Source organism: Boseongicola sp., assembly GCF_057460485.1.
In genome coordinates, this window is record NZ_JBVCWP010000001.1 from 42975 (window position 1) to 68382 (window position 25408).

34 protein-coding genes are annotated in these 25408 nt (G+C 57.3%); 11 read left to right on the forward strand and 23 right to left on the reverse strand.

Annotated elements, in window-relative coordinates:
• Positions 1 to 3 precede the first annotated feature (3 nt).
• Genes AC221Y_RS00250 through AC221Y_RS00270 form a run of 5 tightly spaced genes read right to left on the reverse strand, consistent with a single transcriptional unit; the run spans position 4 to position 3303 of the window.
• The gene (locus tag AC221Y_RS00250; protein ID WP_486706620.1) at positions 4 to 876 is read right to left on the reverse strand and encodes a polyprenyl synthetase family protein; all 873 of its coding nucleotides are present in this window, start codon (positions 874 to 876) and stop codon (positions 4 to 6) included.
• Positions 873 to 1115, reverse strand: coding sequence for an exodeoxyribonuclease VII small subunit (locus AC221Y_RS00255; RefSeq protein WP_299755268.1), 243 nt, complete (start codon positions 1113 to 1115; stop codon positions 873 to 875). The genes AC221Y_RS00250 and AC221Y_RS00255 overlap by 4 nt, the downstream gene beginning before the upstream one ends.
• On the reverse strand, positions 1112 to 2047 hold the full coding sequence (locus AC221Y_RS00260) for a histone deacetylase family protein (RefSeq protein ID WP_299755284.1): 936 nt from the start codon (positions 2045 to 2047) through the stop codon (positions 1112 to 1114). Before AC221Y_RS00260 ends, AC221Y_RS00255 begins: the two co-directional genes overlap by 4 nt.
• A 51-nt stretch (positions 2048 to 2098) precedes the next feature.
• Positions 2099 to 2800: a response regulator gene (locus AC221Y_RS00265; protein WP_299755266.1), complete on the reverse strand. Its 702-nt coding sequence runs from the start codon at positions 2798 to 2800 to the stop codon at positions 2099 to 2101.
• A complete protein-coding gene (locus tag AC221Y_RS00270; RefSeq protein WP_299755264.1) occupies positions 2797 to 3303 on the reverse strand; it encodes a MarR family winged helix-turn-helix transcriptional regulator in 507 nt (168 codons plus the stop codon). Before AC221Y_RS00270 ends, AC221Y_RS00265 begins: the two co-directional genes overlap by 4 nt.
• Positions 3304 to 3443: 140 nt before the next feature.
• Between AC221Y_RS00270 and AC221Y_RS00275 the strand changes: the two genes are divergently transcribed.
• Positions 3444 to 4313, forward strand: coding sequence for a branched-chain amino acid aminotransferase (locus AC221Y_RS00275; RefSeq protein WP_299755262.1), 870 nt, complete (start codon positions 3444 to 3446; stop codon positions 4311 to 4313).
• Between the two features lie 56 nt (positions 4314 to 4369).
• On the opposite strand, the gene AC221Y_RS00280 is transcribed toward AC221Y_RS00275, so the two are convergent.
• The 10 genes from AC221Y_RS00280 to rpoZ form a co-directional block, all read right to left on the reverse strand.
• Positions 4370 to 4666, reverse strand: coding sequence for a DUF1294 domain-containing protein (locus AC221Y_RS00280; RefSeq protein WP_299755260.1), 297 nt, complete (start codon positions 4664 to 4666; stop codon positions 4370 to 4372).
• Position 4667: 1 nt separating this feature from the next.
• Entirely contained in the window at positions 4668 to 5081 is a 414-nt protein-coding gene (locus tag AC221Y_RS00285; protein ID WP_299755257.1) for a hypothetical protein, read from the reverse strand.
• Between the two features lie 128 nt (positions 5082 to 5209).
• Entirely contained in the window at positions 5210 to 6148 is a 939-nt protein-coding gene (locus AC221Y_RS00290) for a DMT family transporter (protein WP_299755256.1), read from the reverse strand.
• 40 nt (positions 6149 to 6188) lie between these two features.
• Positions 6189 to 6359, reverse strand: a complete 171-nt coding sequence (locus AC221Y_RS00295; protein ID WP_299755254.1) for a hypothetical protein — start codon at positions 6357 to 6359, stop codon at positions 6189 to 6191.
• A gap of 45 nt (positions 6360 to 6404) precedes the next feature.
• A complete protein-coding gene (gene queG, locus AC221Y_RS00300) occupies positions 6405 to 7454 on the reverse strand; it encodes a tRNA epoxyqueuosine(34) reductase QueG (protein WP_299755251.1) in 1050 nt (349 codons plus the stop codon).
• Between the two features lie 53 nt (positions 7455 to 7507).
• The gene (fzlA, locus tag AC221Y_RS00305) at positions 7508 to 8173 is read right to left on the reverse strand and encodes an FtsZ-binding protein FzlA (RefSeq protein WP_299755249.1); all 666 of its coding nucleotides are present in this window, start codon (positions 8171 to 8173) and stop codon (positions 7508 to 7510) included.
• Between the two features lie 82 nt (positions 8174 to 8255).
• Positions 8256 to 8981 carry a monofunctional biosynthetic peptidoglycan transglycosylase gene (mtgA, locus tag AC221Y_RS00310; RefSeq protein WP_299755247.1) on the reverse strand — a complete coding sequence of 242 codons (726 nt, stop codon included), beginning with the start codon at positions 8979 to 8981 and terminating at the stop codon, positions 8256 to 8258.
• Positions 8982 to 9027: 46 nt separating this feature from the next.
• A complete protein-coding gene (locus AC221Y_RS00315) occupies positions 9028 to 9627 on the reverse strand; it encodes a DUF2062 domain-containing protein (protein WP_366141736.1) in 600 nt (199 codons plus the stop codon).
• Between the two features lie 105 nt (positions 9628 to 9732).
• Positions 9733 to 11850 carry a RelA/SpoT family protein gene (locus AC221Y_RS00320; protein ID WP_299755242.1) on the reverse strand — a complete coding sequence of 706 codons (2118 nt, stop codon included), beginning with the start codon at positions 11848 to 11850 and terminating at the stop codon, positions 9733 to 9735.
• A gap of 30 nt (positions 11851 to 11880) precedes the next feature.
• Complete coding sequence (rpoZ, locus tag AC221Y_RS00325; protein ID WP_299755239.1) at positions 11881 to 12234, reverse strand: DNA-directed RNA polymerase subunit omega; 354 nt, start codon at positions 12232 to 12234, stop codon at positions 11881 to 11883.
• A 342-nt stretch (positions 12235 to 12576) separates the two neighbouring features.
• Between rpoZ and AC221Y_RS00330 the strand changes: the two genes are divergently transcribed.
• The gene (locus tag AC221Y_RS00330; RefSeq protein ID WP_299755236.1) at positions 12577 to 13128 is read left to right on the forward strand and encodes a LabA-like NYN domain-containing protein; all 552 of its coding nucleotides are present in this window, start codon (positions 12577 to 12579) and stop codon (positions 13126 to 13128) included.
• Here AC221Y_RS00330 and AC221Y_RS00335 read toward each other — a convergent pair whose 3' ends face one another.
• The gene (locus AC221Y_RS00335) at positions 13129 to 13599 is read right to left on the reverse strand and encodes a c-type cytochrome (RefSeq protein ID WP_299755233.1); all 471 of its coding nucleotides are present in this window, start codon (positions 13597 to 13599) and stop codon (positions 13129 to 13131) included.
• A gap of 116 nt (positions 13600 to 13715) precedes the next feature.
• Here AC221Y_RS00335 and ispH point away from each other — a divergent pair, with 116 nt between their 5' ends.
• From ispH to AC221Y_RS00370, 7 genes are read left to right on the forward strand one after another with little or no spacing between them, the layout of a single operon-like run.
• Positions 13716 to 14669, forward strand: a complete 954-nt coding sequence (gene ispH, locus AC221Y_RS00340; protein ID WP_299755231.1) for a 4-hydroxy-3-methylbut-2-enyl diphosphate reductase — start codon at positions 13716 to 13718, stop codon at positions 14667 to 14669.
• Positions 14666 to 15277: a LysE family translocator gene (locus tag AC221Y_RS00345; protein WP_486706621.1), complete on the forward strand. Its 612-nt coding sequence runs from the start codon at positions 14666 to 14668 to the stop codon at positions 15275 to 15277. Before ispH ends, AC221Y_RS00345 begins: the two co-directional genes overlap by 4 nt.
• Positions 15274 to 15720, forward strand: a complete 447-nt coding sequence (locus AC221Y_RS00350) for a DUF3429 domain-containing protein (protein ID WP_299755226.1) — start codon at positions 15274 to 15276, stop codon at positions 15718 to 15720. Before AC221Y_RS00345 ends, AC221Y_RS00350 begins: the two co-directional genes overlap by 4 nt.
• Entirely contained in the window at positions 15720 to 16316 is a 597-nt protein-coding gene (locus AC221Y_RS00355) for a class I SAM-dependent DNA methyltransferase (protein WP_299755223.1), read from the forward strand. Before AC221Y_RS00350 ends, AC221Y_RS00355 begins: the two co-directional genes overlap by 1 nt.
• Positions 16313 to 16933: a glutathione S-transferase family protein gene (locus AC221Y_RS00360; protein ID WP_299755221.1), complete on the forward strand. Its 621-nt coding sequence runs from the start codon at positions 16313 to 16315 to the stop codon at positions 16931 to 16933. The genes AC221Y_RS00355 and AC221Y_RS00360 overlap by 4 nt, the downstream gene beginning before the upstream one ends.
• The gene (gene rnhA, locus AC221Y_RS00365; protein WP_299755219.1) at positions 16930 to 17394 is read left to right on the forward strand and encodes a ribonuclease HI; all 465 of its coding nucleotides are present in this window, start codon (positions 16930 to 16932) and stop codon (positions 17392 to 17394) included. Before AC221Y_RS00360 ends, rnhA begins: the two co-directional genes overlap by 4 nt.
• A complete protein-coding gene (locus AC221Y_RS00370; RefSeq protein WP_299755217.1) occupies positions 17391 to 18008 on the forward strand; it encodes a trimeric intracellular cation channel family protein in 618 nt (205 codons plus the stop codon). The genes rnhA and AC221Y_RS00370 overlap by 4 nt, the downstream gene beginning before the upstream one ends.
• A gap of 314 nt (positions 18009 to 18322) precedes the next feature.
• Here the strand turns inward: AC221Y_RS00370 and fmt are convergent, their stop codons facing one another.
• Genes fmt through def (AC221Y_RS00390) form a run of 4 tightly spaced genes read right to left on the reverse strand, consistent with a single transcriptional unit; the run spans position 18323 to position 20728 of the window.
• Complete coding sequence (gene fmt, locus AC221Y_RS00375) at positions 18323 to 19222, reverse strand: methionyl-tRNA formyltransferase (RefSeq protein ID WP_299755215.1); 900 nt, start codon at positions 19220 to 19222, stop codon at positions 18323 to 18325.
• On the reverse strand, positions 19219 to 19716 hold the full coding sequence (def, locus tag AC221Y_RS00380; protein WP_299755213.1) for a peptide deformylase: 498 nt from the start codon (positions 19714 to 19716) through the stop codon (positions 19219 to 19221). The genes fmt and def (AC221Y_RS00380) overlap by 4 nt, the downstream gene beginning before the upstream one ends.
• Positions 19713 to 20204 (reverse strand): peptide deformylase, encoded by a 492-nt coding sequence (def, locus tag AC221Y_RS00385; RefSeq protein WP_299755210.1) that lies wholly within the window; start codon positions 20202 to 20204, stop codon positions 19713 to 19715. Before def (AC221Y_RS00385) ends, def (AC221Y_RS00380) begins: the two co-directional genes overlap by 4 nt.
• Positions 20201 to 20728 carry a peptide deformylase gene (gene def / locus AC221Y_RS00390; protein WP_299755282.1) on the reverse strand — a complete coding sequence of 176 codons (528 nt, stop codon included), beginning with the start codon at positions 20726 to 20728 and terminating at the stop codon, positions 20201 to 20203. The genes def (AC221Y_RS00385) and def (AC221Y_RS00390) overlap by 4 nt, the downstream gene beginning before the upstream one ends.
• Before the next feature lie 109 nt (positions 20729 to 20837).
• Between def (AC221Y_RS00390) and AC221Y_RS00395 the strand changes: the two genes are divergently transcribed.
• Positions 20838 to 22013: a MalY/PatB family protein gene (locus tag AC221Y_RS00395; RefSeq protein ID WP_299755207.1), complete on the forward strand. Its 1176-nt coding sequence runs from the start codon at positions 20838 to 20840 to the stop codon at positions 22011 to 22013.
• A gap of 24 nt (positions 22014 to 22037) precedes the next feature.
• Here AC221Y_RS00395 and AC221Y_RS00400 read toward each other — a convergent pair whose 3' ends face one another.
• From AC221Y_RS00400 to AC221Y_RS00410, 3 genes are all read right to left on the reverse strand, one after another.
• Positions 22038 to 22313: an NfeD family protein gene (locus AC221Y_RS00400; protein ID WP_299755205.1), complete on the reverse strand. Its 276-nt coding sequence runs from the start codon at positions 22311 to 22313 to the stop codon at positions 22038 to 22040.
• Positions 22313 to 23200 (reverse strand): SPFH domain-containing protein, encoded by an 888-nt coding sequence (locus AC221Y_RS00405; protein ID WP_299755202.1) that lies wholly within the window; start codon positions 23198 to 23200, stop codon positions 22313 to 22315. The genes AC221Y_RS00400 and AC221Y_RS00405 overlap by 1 nt, the downstream gene beginning before the upstream one ends.
• Positions 23201 to 23408: 208 nt before the next feature.
• Positions 23409 to 23831, reverse strand: coding sequence for an NUDIX domain-containing protein (locus AC221Y_RS00410; RefSeq protein WP_299755200.1), 423 nt, complete (start codon positions 23829 to 23831; stop codon positions 23409 to 23411).
• A 52-nt stretch (positions 23832 to 23883) separates the two neighbouring features.
• Here AC221Y_RS00410 and AC221Y_RS00415 point away from each other — a divergent pair, with 52 nt between their 5' ends.
• On the forward strand, positions 23884 to 25137 hold the full coding sequence (locus tag AC221Y_RS00415) for a DNA polymerase IV (RefSeq protein ID WP_299755197.1): 1254 nt from the start codon (positions 23884 to 23886) through the stop codon (positions 25135 to 25137).
• Positions 25138 to 25408: the final 271 nt, after the last annotated feature.

The following is a 25408-nucleotide window of genomic DNA, read 5'->3' on the forward strand; positions in this document are numbered from 1 at the left end:
GCGTCAGTGTTCGCGCGAGATAACGAAATTAGCGGCGTCACGCAAACCGTCCGCTCGCGCATCATATATGCAGAGCGCGTCGACTGCCTCTGCGACCAAGTCGCGCGCGCGTGCTTGGGCCCCACTAAGGCCTAGAAGTGAAACAAAGGTTGCCTTGCCTGCCTCGGCGTCTTTGTGAAGCCGCTTGCCTGCTTTTGCTTCGTCGCCGGTTTCGTCAAGGATGTCGTCGGCAATCTGAAAGGCCAGCCCAAGCGCGGTGGCATACCGCCTAAGGGGTTCGGAATCTTCGCCGGCGATGATCGCGCCGGCCTCGGCGGACCATCGGATCAGAGCGCCGGTTTTGTTGGATTGAAGCGTCATGATCTGTTCAAGCGTCAGCGCGCGCCCTGCGGTTTCGGCCGCGATATCCTGCGCCTGACCAAGCACCATGCCTTCGGCACCTGACGATTTGGCGAGAGTGCGGATGAGCTTGATACGCACGTCCGCATCAGGATGCACGTCGTCGCGCGCCAACAACTCGAACGCAAAAGTTTGCAGCGCGTCCCCCACAAGAACCGCAATTGCGTCGTCCCATTTCTTGTGAACCGTGGCCATGCCGCGCCGCAAGTCGTCATCGTCCATGCAAGGCAGATCGTCGTGGACCAGCGAATAGGCGTGGATACATTCGATGGCGGCGGCGGCAATCAGGTGGCCTTCGCGCGCGGGCTCGAACAATTTCGCGGTGTGTGTAACCAGAAATCCGCGCAACCGTTTCCCGCCGGTGGCCGCATAACGCATTCCTTCGGCGACGTTGTCTGCGCCAAGAGCGGACAGATAACCCTCAAGCGCCGCTCCAATGCGCGCACCTTCTGCCTTCAATTCGCTTTCAAAGCTCACTGCGGATCGACCGGTGTCGTCCCTTTGGGCTGGCCGCTTTCGTCCAGCGTAATCTGAGCGACCTTCTCTTCGGCCTCGGCCAGTTTCTTCTGGCAGTGGGCCTTTAACTCGGCCCCGCGCTCGTAGAGTTTGATCGAGTCCTCAAGCGGAACATCTCCGGCTTCAAGGCGATTTACGACACCTTCCAAGGCGCCCATTGCGTCCTCAAAGCTCATTTCGGCTACAGGTTTGTCGCTCATGCCCCTCGCTCCATCAGCACATCCACATGCACCGCAACGCTTGCGGCCAATGCGCTCAGATCATACCCGCCCTCAAGTGTCGAGACCACGCGACCCTTTGCCTGCGCGTCCGCCACGTCGCAGATTGCATGGGTTAACCAAGCGAAGTCCTCGGTGCTCCAGTTCAGGTTGGCCAATGGGTCAGCAGCGTGAGCATCAAAGCCTGCCGAGACAATGACAAGCTCGGGCGCGAAATCATAAACGGCGGGCAGAATGATGTCGCCCCAGGCGCGCTTCATCTCGGCCCCACCCGTCATCGGAGCCAATGGCATATTCAGGATGTTATTATGAAGGCCAGTGTCATGCACCGCACCGGACCCCGGATAAAGCGGCATCTGATGCGAAGACGCGAACAGGCAGCGCGCCTCGTCCCAAAGCAGGTCTTGTGTGCCATTGCCGTGGTGGACGTCGAAATCAAGTACGGCCACACGCGTCAGGCCATGATGGTCCAGCGCGCGTTTAGCAGCGATGGCCGCGTTCCCAAATAGGCAAAACCCCATCGCGGTTTCGGCTTCCGCGTGGTGTCCGGGTGGGCGCATAGCAACGAAGGCGTTGGCCACTTCGCCCGCAAGGACCGCATCCACTGCGGCGCAACACCCGCCGACGCCGCGCAGAGCCGCTTCAAGCGAACCCGGCACAACGTGGGTGTCGCCGTCAAGGGCGGCGGATCCCGATTTAGGGATCGAGGCTTCGACCCGATCGACGTATCTTTCGGGATGGCACCGCAATACTTCGGCGCGATCCGCTAGCGGTGCGATACGGCGATCAAGCGACGCAAAGCGGCTCGCGGACAGAGCATTTTGCACCGCTTCATAGCGAAGCGTGCTTTCCGGATGGCCCGTCGGCGTGACGTGACTGAGGGCGGATTTGTGGGAATAAAGCGCTGTGGTCATTTTCATCTAAATCCAAATACGCGCAGACAGAGCGGGAGGCGTTGCGTCGCCTCAGTCAGGGGACAGCATATATCCCGCACCGCGCACCGTCTGAAGGTAGCGAGGTTGTTTCGGATCGGTTTCTAGCTTGCGGCGTAGGCGTGTGATCTGCACATCCACGGCGCGCTCCTGCGCTTGTCCGCCGTCGCGACCCAGATCTTCGACAAGCTTCGCGCGCGCGATCGCTTCGCCCGCACAGCCAGAGAAAATTCGCATCAGTTGGGATTCTGTGGGCGTCAATCGCACAGGGTCTTCACCCTGCCAAAGCGAGCCCTTTTCGACGTCATAGCGCAGTGCCCCAAGGTGCAGAACTTTCGGCGCAACATCGACCGGTTCGGCCGCAGGAACTCGTCGTAGAATAGAATTGATCCGGAGGAGAAGCTCTTTCGGCTCGAACGGTTTAGCAAGATAATCGTCAGCACCAGCTTCCAAACCCGCAACGCGATCATCGGCTTCATTCTTGGCAGTCAATAGCATGATCGGAAGGTCGCGGGTTTCGCGTAGGCGTTTGCAGAAGCTGACGCCGTCTTCGCCGGGCATCATCACATCAAGCACCAGAAGGTCGAAATCCAGCCCGCTGAGAATGCGTTCAGCGTGGGCCGCGTCGCGCGCAGACGTCACAAGGAACCCATTCCGCATCAGGAACTTCTGAAGCAGGCCGCGAATTCGTTCGTCGTCATCGACGATTAGCAGATGGACATCAGACTGGCTCATGTGCCGCCCTCCTTAAGGCGCTTGTAGTGCCGTCGTATGTCGGCGTCCATCATCGCTTCCAGGACCTGACGAAAACCTGATACCGCGTCAGGACCGGCCTGACGAAAGGCGCTGCGCATCCGGTCACGCTGTGCGTTGGACAATTCGCGCTCAAGTGCCTGGCCCAGATCAGTGAGAAAGAGATGACGTTCCCGTTTGTCTTGTTTTCCAATCCGGCTTTCGACCAAACCATCGCTGATCAGTGTGCGAAGCACGCGATTGAGGGATTGTTTGGTCACACCAAGAATGGACAGAAGATTGTTCACAGTTGTCCCGGGGGAACGGTTGATGAAGTGGATGGCCCGGTGATGGGCGCGACCGTAGCTTTTTTCGGAGAGGATCCGATCGGGATCCGCCGTGAAGCCACGATAGGCAAAGAACATCGCCTCAATGCCTTTGCGCAACTGATCGTCGGTCAAAAAAAGTAGGTTCTCGCCGCTTGGGGAACCGCTGCTGTCTGCCATCACGACCTCTCATCATTGGCCCCAACATTATGTCAGCCTTGTTGACATTCCAAGCCTCTACTGGTAGCGATTCTCGAATTTTCCGCAACTTTATGACCGTTGTGGACCTAAACGCGCAACTTTTGCAAACGGAGGCCGCTATGGCAGGCGCATATGATGATCGCGACGGACTGATCTGGATGGATGGGAAAATGGTGGATTGGCGCGAGGCAAATGTGCATATCCTGACCCACGCGATGCACTATGCTTCCAGCGTCTTTGAGGGTGAGCGGGCCTACAACGGCAAGATTTTTGAAAGTCGGAAGCATTCAGAGCGTCTGCATTTTTCGGCCGGGCAGCTCGACTTTCAGATCCCCTGGACCGTCGACGAAATCGAGGCTGCAAAACAGGAAGTCCTGACCGCAAACGGCTACACCGACGCCTATGTTCGCGCGATTGCCTGGCGCGGTGCGGGCGAAGATATGGGAGTCGCTTCCGCCAGAAATCCGGTCCGCCTTGCCATCGCTTCGTGGGAATGGGGTGCCTATTATGGCGATGCGAAAATGAAGGGCGCGAAGCTTGATATTGCCAAATGGAAACGCCCCTCGCCTGAAACTATTCCATGTCACGCGAAGGCGGCCGGCCTTTACATGATCTGCACGCTCTCAAAGCACGCCGCCGAAGCCAAGGGCTGCTCAGACGCCATGATGTTCGATTATCGTGGCTATGTTGCCGAGGCGACCGGCGCGAATATCTTCTTTGTGAAAGACGGGGAAGTGCACACGCCAACTCCCGATTGCTTCCTGAACGGCATCACGCGGCAGACCGTCGTGAGAATGCTTAAGGATCGGCAAATCATCGTGCATGAACGCCACATTTTGCCCGAGGAACTTGAAAGCTTCGAGCAATGCTGGCTAACCGGAACGGCTGCTGAAGTGACGCCCGTTGGTCATATCGGCGACTACAACTTCGAGGTTGGCGCGCTGGCGCGCGATGTAGCGGAGAGCTATGAGAAGTTGGTTCGGATCTGATCCGCTGATTGAACTTAACACAGCGCTCGGCTTTCATTGGCCGGGCGTTTTGTGTTTCAGGGATCAATCCCACGGCGCCAAAGCCAAAAGATCACGGCGCAAATGGCGATGACCTGAAGCGCGATAATTGCATTCAGTTGTAGGGCAAAGGGTTGCTTACGTGTTTTGTGCCGAAAACGCCTCTGCGCGATCTTGGACCCAATGCTGCCGCCAAAAAATGCAAAGTTCAGCAACGCGCTTTCGCGAATGCGTTGTTTATCGTTCCGGGCTTTTTTCTTGTCCCAACCAAACGCTAGAAAAGCCAGCAGATTAATCACGGCTAAGTAGGCGAACGCCCAGAAGACAATCGCCATCCTACCAGAATTTCCACCACCGCTTCTTCGAGCGATCCTGCCGGTCCACCATGCCGATGGAATTGTAGATCTCGCCATCGTCGCCCTGAAGTTTGCCGCCAAGGGCATCCGCAATCAGGAACATCTTCTGGATCATCAGATCATCCGGATTTGTCGCCACAATGTTTCCAGCGGAATACCACAGCAGCGCGGCGCTTTTTCCATCTTTACGGTTCGGCCAGTCTTTCCATGTGGCCAGTGTCTCATCCTGTACGCTGAATTCTTCGCCGCGCTCGTTTGCGACGACGACGGCCTCGCGTTCGGGACGCATCGACTTGTCACTGCCAACATAATCCAACCACTCTTCACGGGTGATCGCCGGCCCGTCAGTGTCAGACCAATCGTCTTTTCGGGTTATATGAAGGTCGTAGCCCAAGGAAACCCCGCATTAATATACCTAAATCAATGCCGATACTCTGCACCACGCCTGTGGCACAGGTCCATGAAAGAGTTCCGAATGGGCGGAAACAGATTATCGTCAGGACAACAACACCACACCAAAGCCTAGCCGTATTTTGTGACATGTTGGCGACCCTTGCCGCGCTTCAACTTCAGATAATGCTCGCGAAGGATAATCATCACACCCGCAGCGATCACAATGCTGGCCCCAAGAAGCATGAACATTGTGGGCACTTCTCCGAACACGGCATAGCCGATGGCAATAGCGAATAGCATCGAGGCATATTCGAACGGAGCGATGATAGAAGCGTCACCGTACCGATATGCACTTGTAAGGAGAATTTGGCCAAGACCACCGAGAAGACCCGACCCAACAAGGCAGGCCAGCACCATCGCAGACGGCACCTTCCACCCGAACGGGGCCGTGAACAGCGACAAAAGCGTCGCCGTCACGGAGAACCAGAAGACGATGGCGGCTGTGTGTTCCGTTTCGACCAGTTTGCGCACGAATATCTGAGCGAACGCCGCGCACATCGACCCGGTCAGGACGATCAAAGCGCCATAGGCCAGTTGTGGGTCAACGTTGTTGCCAGTGAACAACGTAAGGCGCGGCCACAGAATGATTAAAACCCCGACCATCCCCATTCCCACGGCCCCCAACCGCACGGCGCGCACACGCTCGCCAAGCATCAATGCGGCCAAGATCACCACGAAAAGTGGCATCGCATACTGAATGGCCTTCACTTCTGACAGCGGCAAAATGGCCAACCCTGCAAAGCTGAGACCCATGGCGGTCGATCCGATCAACCCGCGCCACAAGTGGCCTACCGGATTTGTCGTCCACAGTCCTTTCGGGAAGTTGCCCTGCCAAATCAGCCATCCTAGGATCACCGGCATTGCGCACAGCGATCGAAAAAACACGGTTTGTCCGGGCGGGACCTCGGCTGATGCTGCCTTGATCAAAGTCGCCATCAGAACGAATAAAATGACCGAGGCGACCTTCAGGGCAATGGCGCGAAAGGGGTTGGGCTGGGCAATACTCATGCCCTTCCCTTATCAACCGTTCCGCCGCGCCACCAGTCGTCTAGGTTTGCGCTCGTGCGATCCGCAGGTATCCTTTCAGCTTTGCGGCACCCCGCATCCGCGTATTGCGAAAGCTTTGAAATACAGTGGAAATTCCATTTGCGTCGCTTCGAAAATGCTTCATGCGAGCCGTCCCGCGCGTGCGCTTGCGGCGCAAGAGAAGGGTGTTCATGTTTGATCCTCTCTTTCTCTTATCACCCTATCCTAGCACAAATCGCTATTTTGACGAAGTCCCCTGAAGTCGCCCGACCGCCCAAAGCGCTGCATCGCTCACGGTCGGGTCCGGGTCGGCGATTAGCTGCCGGGCAGTGTCGCAAAGAGCTGGGTCGCCCGAGTTCCCAATCGCGTAGAGTACATTGCGCACAAAGCGGTCTCGTCCGATGCGCTTGATCGGGGAGCCTGAAAAGAAGGCGCGGAATTGAGTTTCATCCAGCATGGCGAGGTCTGCAAGGGGCGGAGCGTTCAGATCATCGCGCGCCGCATAGCGATAATCGCGCGCGGTGTTTGCGAATTTGTTCCATGGACAAACCGCAAGGCAATCGTCGCAGCCATAAATTCGGTTGCCAAGTTTGGGGCGAAGAGCCTCGTCCACCGGGCCTTTGTGTTCGATCGTGAGGTAGGAAATGCAAAGCCGCGCATCAAGTTGATAAGGCGCCGGGAACGCGTCGGTGGGACAGATATCCAGGCAACGGCGGCAGCTGCCGCAATGATCGACTTCGGGTTCATCTGGTTGAAGTTTCGCAGTGGTGAAAATTGCACCTAGAAAAAACCAGTTTCCCAGATCGCGGCTGAGAAGGTTTGTATGTTTGCCCTGCCAGCCCAGACCTGCCGCCTGCCCCAAGGCCTTTTCTGGTACCGGGGCAGTATCGACGAAAACCTTCACCTCGCAAGCCGCCTCGGCCACAAGCCAGCGTGCAACGCGCTTCAGGCGTTTCTTGACAATATCGTGGTAGTCTTTGTTGCGCGCGTAGACAGAGACAACGCCACGATCTTGCCGCTTCAAATCTTCGAGGGGGTCGTGGTCCGGCGTATAGGCCTCGGCCAACATGATGACCGACTGCGCGTCGGGCCAAAGGGCTGCCGGGTCACCTCGCCAGGTCGCGCGATCTTCGAGCCACGTCATCTGCCCATGCCGACCCGCTTCAAGAAAAGCCGTGAGCCGCCCCGGCACTTCTGGCACAGAGTCGGGCGTGCATATGCGCGCCATCGCAAACCCGGCGTCTGTCGCCTCTTCGGCAAGGCGAGATTTCAGATCACCTAGGGCCATACACGACTTGAAAACGGTCCGAACCAGTGCTTTTTTCCCCGAAACATCGGCCCTCAGAAATCCAGATCGGCATAGTGCGCCGGAGGCGGGAACCCAGGAACCGTGTCTGCCAGCAGACGCCGGAAGGCAGGGCGGGATTTGATCCGCGCATACCAGTCGCGCACGGTCGGATACGCGTTCCAGTCCACATCCGAAATGTAATCCAGCGCGGACAAATGGCCCGCAGCGGCAAAATCAGCGAGCGACAATTCATTTCCGGCAAGCCACCGACGTTGATCCAAAAGCCAGCTCATGTAGGCCAGATGCTTTTTTATCGCACGGGCGCCCGCTTTGACGTTCGCGCTGTCGGGGTAGCCTTCTTTGGTGATCTTTTTGTTCACCCGCTCGTAAAGCAGTTTGGACGTCACCTCGAAGTGGAATTTATCGTCAAACCAACCGACGAGGCGACGCACTTCGTGGCGTTCGGCAAAATCCTTCGGCAAAAGTGGCGGATCTGGATACGCCTCTTCGATGTATTCGCAAATCGCGGCACTTTCGGCCAAAGTCAGGCCGTCAATCTTCAGAACCGGGACTTTGCCCGCAGGATTACGCCGCAGAAAATCGGGATCACGCTCCCAATAACGTTCCTCGACAAGTTCAACCTCAAGCTTCTTTTCAGCAAGCGATAGCCGCACCTTGCGACAATACGGAGACAAAGGGACGTGATAAAGTCGGATCATCTGTGTGCGGTGCCTGTTTGAGTGCCTGTTCCTTCAATGCCCCAGCGGGCGCGCGGTTTCAACACTGACGCGCGTGTAATGCCTATCGGGCAAAGCACCTGGCACGTCCATCTGCGCGGATCGTTGCCGCTCCGTCGGCAATAGCGCGAGCGCGACGGTCGACAAAGCTTGACGGGCTGACGGCTTGGCGCTCTTTCGGATTGGGCAGGACGGCGGCAAGAAGCGAGGCTTGGCGCAATGTTAAATCTGCCGCGCGGACCCCGAAGTGATGCTGCGCGGCAGCTTCGATGCCGAAGATGCCTTCATCAAATTCCGCGACATTTATGTAAACCTCGACGATGCGCCGCTTGGACCACATCGCTTCAACGACTGGCGTCATCAGGGCTTCCAGAGCTTTGCGCGGCCAGCTTCGTCCTTGCCAGAGCCAGACGTTTTTCACCGTCTGCTGTGTCAGCGTCGAGGCGCCGCGATCCGCGCCTTCCTGAATGGCGGCACGCAGTTGCGCCATGTCGAACCCCCAATGGAGACAGAAATTCGCATCCTCAGCGGCAACAACGGCCTGAAGCGCCTCTGGGGCGATTGTATCGGCCGAAACCCAGTCGCGACGTATACCACCAAGACGGACACCTTCGCTTAGAATATAGGGCGTGGTTGGCGGTGGTAGGACCGAATAGACGCCGACGCTGAGCACAATGGCACCCGCAAATGCCACAAGGGCGCGTGTGACGTGACGCAACGGACGGCGCTTTGAAGCGGTCGCTGCCTTCGACGTTCTGCGCGGTTTTCGGGGTGTGGTTTTCTTCGCCATAACGATCAGGTCGCATGACTGACCCCGCAGGGCAAGTCAGTCGGGGTTACTCGGCAGCGCGGTCGTGCGGATCTTCTACCTCATGCAGAAGTCGCGATTCTGCGCGCCGGGCTTCCGCCTTCTCGCGTTTCTTAGCGAATTTCTTTTTGAGACGCGCCACGCGGGCTTTTTGGTAGGCATTCAGCAACGGATTGGAGAGTAGATAGCCAGCCATTCCCATCAGAATGCCAGGGATAATCCCGCCGATAAGATAGGGTAGGAAAAATTCATACCAAAAGCCCGACAGGCTTCCCCAAGCTGTCGGAGTAGTCGTAAAGATCGCCATGAGATTGCGCCACAACTCGACCGCCGCGTCTGAAAACGCAGGGACTACATATTGCAGCGGGATCGGTGGCCGGCCCAGCATGAACGCGCCGAGCTCCATGGAAACCGCCGCGATCAATGGGAACGTCAGGGGGTTGCCAAAGAAGGTCGCCATAAGCGCTGCCATGACGTTTCCACGGATCACCCACGCAAGCCATGCAGCCACAAAGAAGTGCATACCGAAGAATGGTGTGAAGCAGGTGAATACGCCGACGGCGATGCCGCGGCTGATTTTATGGGCTGGGTCAGGAAGCCGCCGGACACGATGGATCAAGTATTGCACAGCACGCGACCATCCTCCGCGCGGATAGAGAGCCTGCACGACTGCCTGCAAATACGTCCTTGGTGTGCGTCGCTTAAAAACCACTTTTTCTAGTCCATCCCCGCCTCAAGGTTTGCGGCCCAAATCTCGGTGCCGCGTTATCGCAGCGACATCGCTGTCGGCTTCAAGGGCCAACACCACTGCATGAAGGTGCTCAATATCCCGCAGCTCCGCGTCGACAATGAGGCGGTAAAAGTCCGGTTTTCGGTCAATGAACACAAGATCAGAGATATTCGCCCCTTGCTCGCCGAACAACGTGCAAATCCGCCCAAGGACACCACTATCGTTCGCAATCGTTAAATCAAAGCTGACACCATGCGCTGCCGGGTGCCGACCTTCCTGCCAATGGAGGTCGACCCAGCGGTTGGAATGCTCGGCAAGCTCGGCCAGAGCTTCGCAATCGATCGCGTGGATCATCACACCTTTGCCACGATAACTGATGCCAACGACGCGTTCACCCGGGACCGGCTGACAACAGTCGGCGCGGCGAAAGGTCTGGCTTGGTTTCAGGCCGACGATGGCCCGGGCCGTATCGATCTCGTCACCAGTTTTACGGGCAAGGTCGGGGTAAAGCGTTTCGATCACCTGCCGCGCGTTCAATTCCGCAGAGCCAATTCGTGCCAGAAGCGTGTCGCGGTCTTCAAGTCTGAGCTGTTTGGCGGCCGTGCTAAGCGCTTTCTCGGTGGCGCGCTTTCCGACGTGCTCGAACGCCACGCGTACCAGTTCGCGGCCAAGTTTGATAAACCGCTCGCGGTCTTCTTCGCGCAAACTGCGTCGGATTGAGGCCTTTGCGCGCCCTGTGGCCACGATGTCGATCCATGTGGCCTGGGGGCGCTGACCTTCGGCGGTCATGATCTCGACCGACTGCCCGTTCTTAAGCCGGGTCCAAAGCGGCACGCGAATCGCATCGACTTTTGCACCGACGCAACCGTCGCCAATCCGCGTATGAATGGCATAGGCGAAATCGAGTGGCGTTGCCCCGCGTGGCAGCTTCACCACCTCGCCTTTGGGCGTGAAACAGAAGACTTGGTCAGCGTACATCTCAAGTTTCACGTGCTCGAGAAACTCGTCGTGGTCTTCCTCGTCAAAGCGTTCGGTCAGTGTGGCGATCCAGCTTGCCGGATCAACAGCAAACGGGTTTTCGGCGCGCACACCATCGCGGTAGGACCAGTGCGCAGCCACACCCGCTTCGGCCACTTCGTGCATGACGTGGGTGCGGATTTGCACCTCGACTCGCTTGCCGTCGCGGCCCGATACCGTGGTGTGAATGGATCGATAGCCGTTAGACTTCGGTTGACTGATATAGTCCTTGAACCGCCCCGGCACCGACCGCCAACGCTGATGCACCGCGCCCAGCGCTGCATAGCAATCGGCCTCGGTGTCGACCAAAATACGGAAGCCATAGATGTCCGAAAGCCGGGAAAACCCGATGTCTTTCTCCTGCATCTTTCGCCAGATCGAGTGGGGTTTTTTCGCGCGGCCGAATGTTTCCGCCTTGATACCGGCCTTATCCAGTTCGCCTTCAATATCTGTCGTAATCTTTTGAATAACGTCGCCGGTTTCGCGCTGAAGCGTGATGAAGCGGCGGATAATCGAGTTTCGCGCATCCGGGTAGAGAACGCGGAACGCGAGGTCTTCCAGTTCTTCACGCATCCACTGCATACCCATACGACCGGCAAGCGGCGCAAAGATATCCATTGTTTCGCGTGCCTTCTGGGCTTGTTTGTCTGCACGCATCGAGCGGATCGTGCGCATATTGTGCAAACGGTCTGCCAACTTCACAAGGATCACGCGCAAGTCTTTCGACATGGCGATGAACAGCTTGCGGAAGTTTTCGGACTGCTTTGTTTCTGTGGACGACAACTGCAGGTTGGTCAGTTTGGTAACGCCATCAACCAATTCAGCGATCTCGCGGCCAAACAGCTTTTCAATCTCAGAATAGGTCGAACGAGTGTCTTCGATTGTATCGTGCAAAAGCGCCGTGATGATGGTTGCATCATCCAGTTGTTGTTCCGTGAGGATCGCCGCAACCGAGACGGGATGCGTGAAATAGGGCTCCCCCGAGTGGCGTTTTTGGCCCTCGTGCATCTCCTGCCCATAGTTATAGGCAGCCTCAATTAGCTTTGCGTTGGTCTTTGGATTGTAGTTGCGGACAAGCGCGATCAGATCGTCGGCGTCAATCATCGGCCCACCCCTCGGACCGCGCTTTGGTCCTTATGGCTGCCGTTGGGCTTCCATCAGGGCGCGGAGCAGTTTCTCTTCGCTCATGTCATCTTCAGACGGCTTGTCAGCCTCTGCACCCATCAAAAGCGCCATGGCGTCTTCTTCCGGCTCGTCGACTTCGATCTGCGTCTGATGGCTTTCGATCATCCGCTCGCGCAGATCGTCGGCGGATTGCGCCTCGTCAGCAATCTCGCGCAGGCTGACTACAGGGTTTTTGTCGTTGTCACGCTCGACAGTGAGCGCGCCACCCGCCGCAATTTCGCGGGCACGATGCGCTGCGAGTATTACCAGCTCGAACCGGTTCGGTACTTTGTCAACGCAGTTTTCAACCGTCACGCGGGCCATTTGTCTCTCCGTCCAGAAGGGGATCAGGCAGGACACCTAGGGGGGACACGCGCGAAACACAAGTTGATTCTATGCCATCGCTCTAAATTTTAGAGCCGAAACACTACAATCCGCCGAATTTCGCGCCACGACAGACGCGGAAAAGAGGTCCAGCGTCCGACTTTCTGTGGCGGTGGCGATTTTGTTGCCAAATCGCAGGCAAGTTAGCTCTCGTGAACTCGTCAAATAGATAGTTGCAATTAACTATTTTTTCGACTTAAATAATTTACTGATCGGGCTTTTCTCTCCACTCACACTCACGAAAATCGCCCCGACGGTCAATAAAGTCGGGAAGGACGATTTATGTTCTACAAGGACGAACGCCTTGTGCTGTTCATCGATGGCGCGAATTTATATGCCGCCGCGAAATCGCTTGGTTTTGATATTGACTACAAGCTAATGCGCCAGGAATTCATGCGGCGCGGGAAACTTCTCAGAGCGTTTTATTACACCGCGCTTCTTGATAGCGAGGAATACTCGCCAATCCGTCCGCTGGTCGATTGGCTGCACTATAATGGCTATTCAATGGTCACCAAACCGGCCAAGGAATTCACCGACAGCCAGGGTCGCCGGAAGGTGAAGGGCAACATGGACATCGAACTGGCAGTCGATGCGATGGAGCTTGCCCCGCATGTTGATCACGTCGTGATTTTTTCGGGGGACGGGGACTTCAGGCCTTTGGTCGAAAGCCTTCAGCGTCAGGGCGTGCGCGTTTCGGTCGTTTCGACCATTCGCAGCCAGCCACCGATGATTGCCGACGAGTTGCGCCGTCAAGCTGACAATTTCATCGAACTTGAAGACTTGCGCGATGTCATCGGGCGGCCAACACGCGAGCCGCACGCTGGCGAAGAATGATCAAGGGCGCGTGGCCGCAGCGTAATCGACGTCCAATTGATCGTGACGATCGATAATTCGCCGGGGCCATGTGCTTTTAATATAGGCTAGAACGGCGTAAATTTCAGCGTCTGTCATCAGATCCGAAAATCCTGTCATGTTCGACTTGTAGGAACCTCCGACTATCGCTTCGGTCCCAAGTTTGGTGATTGCGAACAATTGCTCGGTTGGGTGGTGCCATGTATGACCGGTTTCGTCGTGCGGAGGTGCTGGAAGATAGCCATCTGCATCGCGGCTCTGCCAATCCGCCTGCCCCGCAAGATCGGCACCATGGCACGCGGCGCAGTTTTCCTCATATAGGCCAAGCCCGAGAGCCACGACGTCTGCGTCGCGATGGAGAGCTACTTGATCGCTCTCTTTGGGGGTGGCGAAGAAATAGGCCCCTCCAAGGATGACGATCGCCAGAAGACCAAGCATCAAAACCCGCTGCATCGAATCGTCTCCTTAAAAATTGTCCTACCGATACCAGTTTGCCCTACAGGAAGGTCAAGCCGGGACTGGACGCATCCGCGCGCAACGCATAGATCTCGACAGCGGAGAACATGACAATGACCAAACCAGCTTTGACCCTTTATCTTGCCGCGCCGCGTGGTTTCTGCGCCGGTGTTGATCGCGCCATCAAGATTGTCGAACTGGCAATCGAGAAATGGGGTGCGCCGGTCTATGTTCGGCACGAGATCGTTCACAACAAATATGTGGTGGACGGATTGCGTGAAAAAGGTGCGATCTTCGTCGAAGAACTGGACGATTGCCCCGATGATCGCCCGGTGATCTTTTCGGCCCATGGTGTAGCGAAGGCGGTTCCGGCAGCCGCCATCAAGCGAGAAATGCTTTTCGTTGACGCAACCTGCCCGCTTGTCAGCAAGGTCCATATCGAAGCCGAACGGCACCACGCCAACGGCCTGCAGATGGTGATGATCGGGCACGAAGGGCATCCCGAAACGGTTGGTACGATGGGCCAACTTCCAGATGGCGAAGTGATCCTTGTCGAGACGCCTCACGATGTTGCCGGCGTTACGCCGCGTGATCCTAGAAAGCTGGCGTTTATCACGCAGACCACGCTTTCGGTTGATGACACAGCTGAGATTGTCGCTGCCCTTCAGGCGCGGTTCCCAAGCATTGTCGGCCCGCACAAAGAAGACATTTGCTACGCGACGACGAACCGGCAGGAAGCTGTGAAGTCCATTGCTCCGAAGATTGATGCCTTGCTGGTAATCGGCGCGCCGAACTCGTCCAATTCGAAGCGTCTGGTTGAAGTTGGGCGGACGGCGGGCTGCGGCTATGCGCAGCTTGTTCAGCGCGCAACCGAAGTTGATTGGCGCGCTCTCGAGGGCATCGGATCAGTTGGACTGACCGCCGGCGCGAGTGCGCCGGAAGTGCTGGTGAATGAAGTCATCGACGCGTTCCGGGACCGTTATGACATCACTGTGGAACTTGTCGAAACCGCGAAAGAACGGGTCGAATTTAAAGTGCCCCGTGTTCTGCGGGAGCCAGTGACGTGACGCTGCAGTTTCTGTTGACCGCCTTTGTGGTGGTGATCGCACCCGGAGCCGGTGTGATTTACACTCTGGCGCTTGGTCTTGGGCAGGGACGGCGTGCGTCTGTCGCGGCGGCATTCGGGTGCACATTCGGGATCGTGCCGCATCTTCTTGCCGCGATCTTTGGGTTGGCCGCAATTTTGCACACAAGTGCGATCTTGTTCACAGCTGTCAAATTCGCCGGCGTTGGCTATTTGCTTTATCTCGCCTGGCAAGCCGTGCGGTCGGATGGCGCTTTGGCCATTCAACCCAACCGCAGCCGTGACGCGGACTGGCGGATTGCGCGCCAGGGTGCCTTGATCAACATTCTGAACCCGAAGCTTTCGATCTTCTTCCTCGCCCTGTTGCCACCGTTCCTGTCCGGGAACCCGGCGACAGCCATTTTCGAGATGATGACGATGGGCGCCGTTTTCGTGGTGATGACATTTGCAGTCTTCGTCGCCTATGGCGTCTTTGCAGCCGCGGCGCGCGACTATTTGCTTCAAAGCGAGCGTGCAATGCGTTGGTTAAACCGCGGCTTTGCCGCCATATTCGCCACGCTTGCCGGGCGGCTCGCACTGGAACGCGTATGACGATCCCGCGCGCACCGCTTTTTTTGGGACTTCTTGGCCTGATCCCATTTCTTTGGGGCGCGGCCACACTTGTGTCGTCGGGCCTTGCCGAATGGGGCATGCGTGCGATCGGGCCACGGTTCGCCGGACCCTTTGTCTTGCTGCAATATGGCACGATCATATTGGCGTTCATGTCTGGAGTTCTTTGGGGATTTGCCACCCGCGCCACCGGAGAGGCCGCGGCCCTAGGATATGGGTTGTCAGTATTGCCAGCACTGTGGGTCTTTTTCACTGTCGGAGGTGGACCTGCGAGTTCAGCAATTTACCTGATTGCGGGGTTCCTTGGACTTTTGGCCCTGGACTGGCATTTTTGGCGCCAGGAGCTTGCGCCTGAATGGTGGATGCGCTTGCGTGTGCTTTTGACCGTAGTGGTCGTGGCCAGCTTAAGCTTACTGGTGCTGTGATGCCTGATGAAAAAACACTGAACGTCTATGCGGCAAAGGCCGATGAGTACGCGAAACGGTTCACGACGGCCAAGCCGGATCTACACCTTGCGGCCTTCATGTTGGCCGTTCCGAAGAACGGGCGTGTGCTGGATTTGGGGTGTGGGACCGGGCGCTCGACCGCTTTCATGATCAAGGCTGGTTTGCGCGCCGAGGGTCTGGATGCCTCGGCTGAAATGGCAGATCTGGCGCGCAAGACCAATGGTGTTGACGTGGCTGTCGGCGGATTTGAGACTTTGGACGCTGACGCGGCCTACGATGGAATTTATGCGAATTTCTCTCTGCTGCATGCGCCAAAAGCAGAAATGCCCGAGCATCTGGGCCGTGTGTCAAAGGCGATCGTTCCGGGTGGTTTTCTTCATATAGGCTTGAAGACAGGAACCGGCGAAAAGCGGGATGCTCTGGGACGGTTTTACGCTTACTACACGGACGCCGAGATCACCGGGTTACTGGTAGACGCGGGTTTCTTTGTGATCGAACGCAGTTTTGGCGCCGATGAGGGGCTGGATGGAACACTGGCGCCGTGGATCATTTTGCTGGCGGGCAAGGTCAAATGACCCTAACGCTTTATTCCATGCCTTCGTCCGGTAATAGTTGCAAAGTCAGGCTGATGCTTGGGCTTTTGGATCGCACATATAGCCATGTCGGACTGGAATACGAAACGCCCGAGCTTGCCGACGCGCATACGACCGGGGCTTTGGCAATGGGCAAAGTGCCGGTTCTGATTTTGGACGACGGCACGGCACTGCCCGAGTCCAACGCAATCCTGTGCTATCTGGCGGACGGGACGTCTTGGATGCCAAGCGATGCTTTGGGTCGCGCGCGGACTTTGGGTTGGGTGTTCTTCGAGCAAAACCGCCATGAGACAGTCATTGCAGTGCGTGCCGCTTTGCAAAATTACGAAAGCCGCGCCCATCTGGCGACTCCCCAGCGAATGGTCGAATTATTGGACAGCGGTCATAGGGTCTTGAGGGTGATGGAAGATCACCTGGCAGATCAAGCATGGCTGGCTGGCGACACCCCAAGCGTCGCAGACATCGCGCTCTATGCGTGCACCCACACCGCAGGGTCCCAAGGTGGCTTTGAGATGCATCGTTTCGCGGCAATAAACGACTGGCTGGCGCGGATTTCCGCGCTGCCCGGCTATATAGAACTGGACGATATCCCCACATGACTATGTATTTCGCTTACACCGACGGATCGTGTTCCGGAAATCCCGGACCCGGGGGTTGGGGGGCTTTGTTACAGGCAAAAAACGGCGATGAGGTCGTGAAAGAACGCCCGCTGTCGGGCGGCGAAGCCTTGACCACGAACAATCGGATGGAGCTTTTGGCCGCGATCAATGCGCTTGAGGCTTTGGGCCGCGAGACGGAAATCACTATTGTGACAGACTCCACCTATGTGAAAAACGGCGTGACAAGCTGGATCCACGGGTGGAAGCGCAATGGCTGGAAGACCTCGGCGAAAAAGCCGGTGAAGAACGATGACCTTTGGAAACGTCTGGACGCCGCGCAGGCTGGCCATAATGTGACTTGGGCGTGGGTCAAAGGCCATGCGGGGCATCCCGAAAACGAACGCGCCGACGAATTGGCGCGCGAAGGCATGGCGGCGTTCAAACCCTCGAAAGACCTGTGACCCTTTCGTTCGCGCTTGATGCGGCGTCGGTTTTTGTTTTTGCACTGACAGGCGCGTTGGCCGCGTCGCGCGCGCAGCTGGATATTGTTGGCTTCCTGTTTTTTGCGGCCTTGACGGCGGTTGGCGGCGGCACTGTTCGCGATCTGCTTTTAGATCGAAATCCTGTGTTCTGGATCAACCAGCCTGCCATCTTATTCATCGCGGCAGCCGCTGCTGTGCTTGTCTTTTTCAGCGCCCATCTTGTTGAAAGTCGCGCACGCTGGCTTGCCTGGCTGGATGCGGCAGCGCTTTCGATTGCTGTGCCTGCGGGGCTGGCGGTCGCTTTGGCGACGGGACAATCAGGTTTTGTCGCCCCGATCGTTGGCGTTCTGACTGGCACGTTTGGAGGTTTGCTGCGCGACGTTGTTGCCAATGAGGTGCCGATGGTACTGCGACAGGGCGAGCTTTACATGACGGCCGCGTTTTTGGGCGCCTTGGCGGGGTGGTACGTCTCGGGATATCTTGCGACCGGACCGGCGTTGATCGTTGCTGGATTGGTCACGTTTTTTCTGCGCGCAGGGTCGCTTGCCTTTGGCTGGGGTTTGCCAGTTTATCGCTCGCGCCCGCCGCGCTAGCGTTTGTTGCGACGCTTGCGGGCAATGGCTTCGGAAGGGATCAGAATCAGCGCTCCCAAGGCACCAACAATGGCATTTCCCCCGTGGCTGCCAAACGAAAGTTCGAACATCACACGCGTCATGATCAGTAAGAGGACGCCGCCGGTCGCGATGATGATCGCCTGAAGGTAGCCGTGATGGGTGAAGTCCCATTTTCCGGCGACGTAGGCGGTAATGCCGCCTGTGACCGGTGAACCCCAAAATGCGAAAAACAGGCGCTCGTCCCTATTTCCTCACCCCTTAAAAGTATTTTCGAAAGGGTGGGTGTAAAAGGGTCAGGATAGAGTTTTCGGCAAAGTCATGCCCCGCAGGACATCCTCCGCTGTCATCGGGCGTTTGCCAGGTCGTTGAGCATCGAGGATCCGTACCGCGCCTTCACCGCAGGCAATGGTGAAGGCGCCAAGATGCTTTCCGGGAGGAGCGGAACCCTGAACTTTGATTGATCTGAGAAGCTTTACCCGCTCACCACCAATGTCACACCAGGCACCCGGAAAGGGCGAGAGGGCCCGAATTTGGCGATCCACCGCATCAGCGTCGCAGGTCCAGTCGATGCGCGCCTCGGACTTGTCGACTTTCACCGCGTAGGTGACACCGGCTTCCGGTTGCGGAACCGGCGTCAGAGTGTCGAACGTTGCAAGCGTTTCGACGATCAACTCTGCCCCGATTGCCGCCAGTCGGTCATGGAGGTCCCCAGTGGTTTCAGCCGGGCCAATTGGTGTCTTCTTCGTCAAAAGCACCGGGCCCGTATCAAGGCCGAGGTCCATCGACATGATCGAAATACCTGTTTCGGCGTCACCAGACATGATCGCACGATGGATTGGTGCCGCCCCACGCCAGCGCGGAAGGACCGAGGCGTGAATGTTAAGGCACCCAAGGCGGGGTGCGGCGAGCACGGGGGCCGGTAGGATCAAGCCGTAGGCCACAACCACAGCCACATCTACATCAAGGTCGGCGAAAGCCCCCTGCGCGTCGGTATCGCGGAAGCTTTTGGGATGGCGGACCATGAGGCCCAGTTCGCCTGCGCGGCGCTGGATCGGCGAGGGTCGGTCTTTTTTGCCGCGCCCCGCTGGTCTTGGGGGTTGGGTATAAACGGCCACAATGTCGTGACCTGCCGCATGCAACGCCTCAAGTGCCGGGACCGAAAAATCCGGGGTTCCCATGAATGCTAATTTCATTGCTTGAGTTTCCCTGCCTTTTTCAACAGCATCCGACGTTTTACCCCACTTAAATGATAGAAATACATACGCCCTGCGAGGTGGTCGATCTGATGTTGGACCGACGTTGCCCAGAGGCCCGAGAAATCACGGGTAACCTGATTTCCCGCAATATCTGTGAACGCGACCGTAACTTCAGCCGGTCGAGTGATCTTGGCGGCAATTCCCGGCAAATTCGGGGAGGCTTCGTCCCAATCGCTGGTGCTGTCAGAGGCTTGGATGATTTCCGGATTCGCAAGCCGGATGGCCTGCCCACGGTCGGTCGAGCAATCGACGACCGCGAGGCGTAGCATGACGCCGAGTTGTGGCGCGGCTAGACCATATCCGGGCATGGCGTCCATCGTCTCGACCATCTCGTCCCAAATTACCCGGATCTCGTCGGTCACGGTGTCGACTGTCGAAGCGGCAGTGCGCAAACGGTTGTCGGGCCATGGCACGAAAGGGCGGCGGGTCATTGCGAGTACTCGGCTTGCAGTGCCGAACGCAGCTCGGGGGCCACTCGGTCGAAGATCACCAGACCCTCAAGATGGTCAAACTCATGCTGCGCGCAGACTGCGTCAAACCCGGTGAGACGTTCGACTAAGATTCTACCGTCCGGTGCGGTCCAACGCAAAGTGATTGCCTCCGCGCGCTCTACATCTGCGGCGAGGCCGGGAATGGAGAGGCAGCCTTCAGAACCAATTACGAGCGTTTCGGAGCGGTCGGTGATCTCGGGATTGATGAACACACGCGGAGTGCGTTCGCCGTCTTTCCAAGTGGTGTCCATGACGAACACCCTTTGCAGAACGCCGACTTGCGGGGCCGCAAGGCCGCGACCCGGGGCATCGTACATGGTTTCCAGCAAATCGTCGCATAGCGTGCGAGTTGCCGCGTCGATCTGAGCCACTGGCGCACAGACTTCGGATAGGACAGGGTCGGGCCACAGCACGATAGCACGGATCACGCCCGGGCCTGCTCGCGTTTCAGCTTCACCATCTTACGAGTGATTATCTGGCGTCTGAGGGGCTTGAGATAATCAATGAACAGCTTGCCGTTCAGGTGGTCAATCTCGTGTTGGACGCAGGTCGCCCAAAGGCCGTCAAAGCGTTCGGTATGGGTGACACCCTCAAGATCGATCCATATGACTTCAACCTCGGCGGGGCGTTCGACATCGGCGTATTGCTCCGGGATCGAAAGGCAGCCTTCCTCGTAGGTGTTCAGATTTTCTGACGACCATGTCACAGCGGGGTTGATCAGAACCATTGGGCGCGGTGGGGTGTTTTCCTCTTTGACGCAATCCATCACCAACAGGCGTTTGCCCACGCCGACCTGCGGTGCGGCAAGACCGATACCCGGCGCGTCGTACATGGTTTCAAGCATGTCATCGGCAAGCCGCCTCAAGGCCTTGTCGACCTCGGACGCGGATACCGGATCAGCCACGGATTTTAGCCGTGGATCGGGATGAATGAGGATCGATTTAAGTGCCATACCGTTCATCTAAGACAACCTACCGCGCCGAACAAGTCATGCGGCACCTTGCAGCGCGTGCTAATAAAGCTAGGGTCCCGTTTAACTCAGAAGGACCGAAGGACTAACGATGGCATTCGACTTTGATACTCCGCTTCTGCTGCGCGGCAAACACACCTCGAAATATGACAATATCGCGCGCAACTACGGCGTAGATGATCCGGCTGCGATTGCGATGTGGGTGGCTGATATGGATTTCAAAGCGGCACCGGTGATCCTTGATGCGATGCGCGAGGAAATCGACCGTGGGTATTGTGGGTATTTTGGCAATACTCAGCCTGTGGACGCGGCAGTCGCGGGTTGGCTGAAAGATCGGCATAATTGCGTGATCGATCCTGGGTGGGTTCGCTACACGCATGGCGTTATCGGCGGTTATGGGGATGTCATTTCGGCCTATTCCGAGCCTGGCGATGGGGTGATTGTGTTTTCCCCGGTTTATCATGCCTTTTTCCGGCAGATCGAAGCGATGGGCCGCGTTGTGGTAGAAAGCCCTCTGGTGATTGAAGACGGCCGCTTCATGATGGACCTTGAGGGGCTGGCCGCGTCTTTAAAGGGACATGAAAAGATCGTCACACTGTGTTCGCCCCACAATCCCGGCGGCCGGATTTGGAGCGTTGAGGAGCTTCGCGCCGTGGCCGATTTCTGTGCCGCGCATGATCTTTTTTTGATCTCGGACGAGATTCATATGGATCTGACGTTTCCGGGCGTGACCTTTGTTCCGACGCTTGTCGCAGCCCCTGAACATGCGGACCGGATTGCGATCCTGACGGCCGCGTCAAAGGCGTTCAATATCGCCGGCGCCGAGACCGGTATCGCGATCTATCCGGACGCCGAAATGCGAAAGCGGGTCGCCCCTGTCATTCTGGACCGGGAAAGCACGCCGAACCGCTACGGCATGGTGATGATGAAGGCCGCGTTCGCTGGTGGCCACGACTGGATGGACGCGGCACAGGCTTATCTGGGTGAAAACTTCCGTATCTTTAAGGACCGTATGGACGCGATCCCGGGTGTGACCGTTATGAATATGGACGCTACTTATCTGACATGGGTCAACTTCGAAGGGTTGGGCATGGCTGATACCGAGTTGTTGAAACGATCGGCACAGGACGCCAAAGTCATCCCCAGCCCTGGCACTCAGTTTGGGATCGGTGGGTCCGGGCATCTGCGATATAATGTGGCACTTCCACGTACGGCTATGATCGAAGCCATCACGCGGCTTGAGGTAGCGTTTGGCGACGTGCAGTAGTCGAAAACTGGGCCCGCGACGCAATCAGTCTTCGTTGACGTCGCGTTTCCAGACCTTCACCTGACCTTTGTAGACGCCAAGAACCCGACGCAAAACGAGCCATCCAAGGAGCGACATAACCGCGAAAGCCAGCATCAGCGCCGGGAATGAACCGGCCAGTCCCGGCACAACGATCAGCAGGCCAAGCCCGACGCCAACGGCGCCGATGGCAAAGCCAAGCAGTATTTGCGCCGGCAGGAACACCTCGAGGATCGCGAGGACCATCGCGGCGATAATCCATGTCCACCACGTTGATAGCATTATCCACGACCTTTCAGCATTTTGAACGCATCGCCGAAGGCTTCCAGCGCATTTGCCGGAACAACGATGGTCGAGCTTGAGGGGCTTGCCCCAAGCGCATTGAGCGCTTCAACCTGCTTAAGAGCAACCTGGTATTGTGCAGCCTCTAAGCCATTGTCCTGAATGGCCTGCGCCACCGCGCTTGTCGCATAGGCTTCGGCATCTGCCTGAACACGACGGGCCTTGGCGCCTTGTTCGGCGGCATAAAGTTCGGCATCCGCGTTCAGTTCAACCGCGCGCTTTTCACCTTCGGCGCGCGTTACAGCGGCACGGCGTTCGCGCTCGGCATTTAGCTGCTGAAGCATGGCATCGCGGGTCGCCTGGTCGAGATTGACGTCGAGAAGCTCTGCGCGGGTCACTTCGATGCCCCAGTTGTCGACCTGTCCCTCGACCGCTTCTTTGATCGTCGACATCAGAGTCGAACGGTTGGACTGCACTTCGTCCAGTTCCATCTTGCCAATCTCGGCACGCACAATCCCCGCGACAGTGGTCGCGATCGCAGCGTCCACGTCACGTATTCGGTACACCGTCTTTTCAGGCTCGGTGATGCGGTAGAACACGCTTGTTTCAACCTGCACCAACACGTTGTCTGCGGTGATTGCGTCCTGACTTGCGTTTGGAAGTTGCCGTTCGAGGATTGAAATCTGGTGCGCAACGCGATCGAGGAATGGCACGATGAAGTTAATACCCGGTCCCAAAACAGAGCGCAGACGTCCAAAGCGTTCCACAACGTGCTTTTCGGACTGCGACACAATCCGGATGCCTTTGTAGAGGCAGATAATGATGAACGCCGCAATAAGAAGCGTCGCAATTCCGCCGCCGCCAAGCGTTGCAAAAATTTCTTCCATCAAATGTCCCATAGTTTTTGTTATTTATTGAAGGAATATGGGGATTGGATTGCGTCGTTTCAATGACTTATGGACTGGAGACGTGAATGCATGCCGCCCGTGTTTGCAGTGCAACAACCCGAATTTTGCCCGTAGATTCAGGTCGTTTCATGAAATAGCAGATCAAGCCATACTAGGCGTTCTGTGTCTAAGAATATTTTCAAATGGATCATCGACAGTCAGGCTTTCGCTGTTCGAGATACTCGAGCAGACGCTCTTTGTGATAAGGGATAGTCCTGTCGTGATTCAGGAACCACCCGAGCGTCGCAAGGCGCCATTCCTGCCCTTCATCGCCGAAATTTACCTTTGAGGCGTCAAAGCCGGGCCATTCAGCGGCGAGAAACCAGACAGAACTTGGGGGTAATGGATACCGCCTTAACCACGTTATGTGTTTGGGGTCGAGTATCAGACCAAGCTCTTCGTGAAGCTCGCGCAGGGCGCATTCTGTGGGTGTTTCACTTGTTTCGCGACCACCGCCGGGTAAATCCCAGTGGCCGGGCCAGGGTATTGTCGGGATGTCATCGCGCAATATCGTGACGATCTGATCGCCGACAAGAATGGCAATTTTTGCGCCGTGGAAAGGCTCTGTCACAGGGGGCTCCGGTTCGATAGTCTGGGGTCATCCTAGCCTAAGCGTTTGCCCGATGCCCGCCCTTTGCCGCGATTGCCTCACGACTTTTGACTCCGGGAGCCGCTGTCCTGATTGCGGGCGGCCGCGTGTGATGTCGCATCCTGAATTGTTCGATCTGTCGATTGCGCACATGGATTGTGATGCGTTTTACGCAAGCGTCGAAAAACGTGACGATCCCAGCCTGCGCGACAAGCCCGTGATCATCGGCGGTGGGCGGCGCGGGGTAGTTTCCACCGCGTGCTATATCGCGCGCATTCGAGGCGTGCGGTCCGCAATGCCAATGTTTCAGGCGCTGAAGCTTTGCCCCGACGCGGTGGTGGTGAAGGGGCGCATGAGCGCCTATGTCGAGGCGTCGCGGGGCATTCGCGCGCTGATGGATGACATGACCCCGATTGTGGAACCTTTGTCTTTGGATGAGGCGTTTTTAGACCTTACCGGGACCGCGCGATTGCACCACGCACCGCCCGCAGTGATGTTGGCGCGTTTGGTGAAGCGAATGGAAGACGAGCTGGGGCTGACCGGGTCTATCGGTTTGTCACACAACAAGTTTTTGGCAAAGGTTGCATCGGATTTGGATAAGCCTCGGGGGTTTTCGATAATCGGGAAGGCGGAAACTGCTGCGTTTCTGCAAGACCGCCAAGTGCGTTTGATCTGGGGCGTCGGCGGGCAGACTCAAGCGGCTTTGGACAAGGCCGGGATACGAACGTTTGGGGATTTACTGCGCTGGGAGAAGGTGGATTTGGTCGCGCGTTTTGGGGGGATGGGCGAGCGGCTTTGGCATCTGGCGCGCGGGGAAGACAGGCGCCGTGTGTCAGCAAGTGCATCGGTGAAATCAATCTCGAATGAGACGACGTTCGGGGAAGATACCAGCGACGTGGATATCCTTGACGGGCATATCTGGCGGCTTGCTGAAAATGTCGCGGACCGGGCAAAAGCGAAGGACAAGGCGGGGCGTGTGGTGACGTTGAAGTTGAAGCGGGCGAACCATTCGACGCTGACGCGGAGGGTGTCTCTGGGGAGTCCGACGCAGATTGCGGATCGGATTTATCGCACGGCGCGCCGGCTGTTTGATCAAGTGGACAATGAGGGGCCATTTCGTCTGCTTGGCGTCGGTATTTCGCATTTGTCCGCAGCGGCCACAGCGGACGTGGAGGGGGACCTTTTGGATCCGGGGGCCGGTGTGCGTGCGGGAGCAGAGCGGGCGTCGGATAGCATTCGTGCACGATTTGGTCCGGATGCAATTGTGAAGGGACGCGCGCTTCGGTGAGGGTTTTGCAGGGCGCTGCCCCCGCCGCTTTCGCTGCTCCCCGGTTTTTTTGGACCCAAAGAAGGAGGGGCGTGGCGCGCGCGTTAAGGTGAACCGCAATTAAGGTTAATGGGTATTAGGGGTAACGCCGGAAAGTGAGCCCTCAGCGTTTTGGTACGTTGGAGGTGTCCGGCAAAGATGTATCGGCAGAAAGATCTGGTGGGACGGATTTGCTAACGCATGTCACGGTGCAAGGCCCGGGCTGTAGGGCCGTTAATGCGCCGGGCGATAC

What these genes read in the sequence shown, in the direction of transcription:
- AC221Y_RS00335 (WP_299755233.1), bottom strand. Translation starts at nt 13,599, where the DNA reads ATGCAGCGGGTTTTGATGCTTGGTCTTCTGGCGATCGTCATCCTTGGA.
- rpoZ (WP_299755239.1), bottom strand. Translation starts at nt 12,234, where the DNA reads ATGGCCCGCGTGACGGTTGAAAACTGCGTTGACAAAGTACCGAACCGG.
- AC221Y_RS00405 (WP_299755202.1), bottom strand. Translation starts at nt 23,200, where the DNA reads ATGGAAGAAATTTTTGCAACGCTTGGCGGCGGCGGAATTGCGACGCTT.
- AC221Y_RS00290 (WP_299755256.1), bottom strand. Translation starts at nt 6,148, where the DNA reads ATGAGTATTGCCCAGCCCAACCCCTTTCGCGCCATTGCCCTGAAGGTC.
- ispH (WP_299755231.1), top strand. Translation starts at nt 13,716, where the DNA reads ATGACCAAACCAGCTTTGACCCTTTATCTTGCCGCGCCGCGTGGTTTC.
- AC221Y_RS00330 (WP_299755236.1), top strand. Translation starts at nt 12,577, where the DNA reads ATGTTCTACAAGGACGAACGCCTTGTGCTGTTCATCGATGGCGCGAAT.
- def (WP_299755213.1), bottom strand. Translation starts at nt 19,716, where the DNA reads ATGACCCGCCGCCCTTTCGTGCCATGGCCCGACAACCGTTTGCGCACT.
- AC221Y_RS00260 (WP_299755284.1), bottom strand. Translation starts at nt 2,047, where the DNA reads ATGACCACAGCGCTTTATTCCCACAAATCCGCCCTCAGTCACGTCACG.
- AC221Y_RS00295 (WP_299755254.1), bottom strand. Translation starts at nt 6,359, where the DNA reads ATGAACACCCTTCTCTTGCGCCGCAAGCGCACGCGCGGGACGGCTCGC.
- def (WP_299755282.1), bottom strand. Translation starts at nt 20,728, where the DNA reads ATGGCACTTAAATCGATCCTCATTCATCCCGATCCACGGCTAAAATCC.
- AC221Y_RS00265 (WP_299755266.1), bottom strand. Translation starts at nt 2,800, where the DNA reads ATGAGCCAGTCTGATGTCCATCTGCTAATCGTCGATGACGACGAACGA.
- AC221Y_RS00320 (WP_299755242.1), bottom strand. Translation starts at nt 11,850, where the DNA reads ATGATTGACGCCGACGATCTGATCGCGCTTGTCCGCAACTACAATCCA.
- queG (WP_299755251.1), bottom strand. Translation starts at nt 7,454, where the DNA reads ATGGCCCTAGGTGATCTGAAATCTCGCCTTGCCGAAGAGGCGACAGAC.
- AC221Y_RS00395 (WP_299755207.1), top strand. Translation starts at nt 20,838, where the DNA reads ATGGCATTCGACTTTGATACTCCGCTTCTGCTGCGCGGCAAACACACC.
- AC221Y_RS00355 (WP_299755223.1), top strand. Translation starts at nt 15,720, where the DNA reads ATGCCTGATGAAAAAACACTGAACGTCTATGCGGCAAAGGCCGATGAG.
- AC221Y_RS00400 (WP_299755205.1), bottom strand. Translation starts at nt 22,313, where the DNA reads ATGCTATCAACGTGGTGGACATGGATTATCGCCGCGATGGTCCTCGCG.
- AC221Y_RS00360 (WP_299755221.1), top strand. Translation starts at nt 16,313, where the DNA reads ATGACCCTAACGCTTTATTCCATGCCTTCGTCCGGTAATAGTTGCAAA.
- AC221Y_RS00280 (WP_299755260.1), bottom strand. Translation starts at nt 4,666, where the DNA reads ATGGCGATTGTCTTCTGGGCGTTCGCCTACTTAGCCGTGATTAATCTG.
- AC221Y_RS00275 (WP_299755262.1), top strand. Translation starts at nt 3,444, where the DNA reads ATGGCAGGCGCATATGATGATCGCGACGGACTGATCTGGATGGATGGG.
- AC221Y_RS00255 (WP_299755268.1), bottom strand. Translation starts at nt 1,115, where the DNA reads ATGAGCGACAAACCTGTAGCCGAAATGAGCTTTGAGGACGCAATGGGC.
- fmt (WP_299755215.1), bottom strand. Translation starts at nt 19,222, where the DNA reads ATGAAATTAGCATTCATGGGAACCCCGGATTTTTCGGTCCCGGCACTT.
- mtgA (WP_299755247.1), bottom strand. Translation starts at nt 8,981, where the DNA reads ATGGCGAAGAAAACCACACCCCGAAAACCGCGCAGAACGTCGAAGGCA.
- AC221Y_RS00270 (WP_299755264.1), bottom strand. Translation starts at nt 3,303, where the DNA reads ATGGCAGACAGCAGCGGTTCCCCAAGCGGCGAGAACCTACTTTTTTTG.
- AC221Y_RS00415 (WP_299755197.1), top strand. Translation starts at nt 23,884, where the DNA reads ATGCCCGCCCTTTGCCGCGATTGCCTCACGACTTTTGACTCCGGGAGC.
- rnhA (WP_299755219.1), top strand. Translation starts at nt 16,930, where the DNA reads ATGACTATGTATTTCGCTTACACCGACGGATCGTGTTCCGGAAATCCC.
- fzlA (WP_299755249.1), bottom strand. Translation starts at nt 8,173, where the DNA reads ATGATCCGACTTTATCACGTCCCTTTGTCTCCGTATTGTCGCAAGGTG.
- AC221Y_RS00350 (WP_299755226.1), top strand. Translation starts at nt 15,274, where the DNA reads ATGACGATCCCGCGCGCACCGCTTTTTTTGGGACTTCTTGGCCTGATC.